The sequence below is a fragment of the Nocardioides albidus genome (assembly GCF_006335005.1).
GTDB lineage: Bacteria > Actinomycetota > Actinomycetes > Propionibacteriales > Nocardioidaceae > Nocardioides > Nocardioides albidus.
The window spans coordinates 87,982-88,329 of the sequence record NZ_VDMP01000015.1 but is presented as its reverse complement, the minus strand read 5'-3'; the positions used below and the strand labels follow the sequence as shown (position 1 = coordinate 88,329).

The 348-nt window shown below is 76.7% G+C and carries 1 protein-coding gene; it reads left to right on the top strand.

Features of this window, described 5'->3' with window-relative positions:
• The coding region (locus FHP29_RS22440; protein WP_240044273.1) for an ATP-binding protein at positions 1 to 235 on the top strand (235 nt) is incomplete at its 5' end.
• Positions 236 to 348 lie beyond the last annotated feature (113 nt).

Below are 348 nucleotides of genomic sequence, written 5' to 3'. Positions count from 1 at the left end.
CGCCGGCGCGACCGGTCAGGTCGTGATCCGCGCCGCCCGGCACGGCGCGGTCCTCGAGGTCGGTGTCGAGGACGACGGCCGCGGCCTTCCCGAGGGCTTCGACCTCGACGCCGCGACCAGCCTGGGCCTGTCGATCGTGCGCACGCTCGTCGAGTCCGAGCTCGGCGGCCACCTCGCGCTCGGCCACGCCCCCGGCGGCGGCACCCGCGCCGCCATCAGCCTCCCGGTGGAGTAGCGGGCGCAGGGTCGCTGCGGCGGGGTTGCTGCCGCGGGTTGCTGCCGCGGGGCGGGGGCGTCATACGTTGCGTGGGTTGGAGCCCTCGGTTCGTATGACGTCAGCCGCGGGGC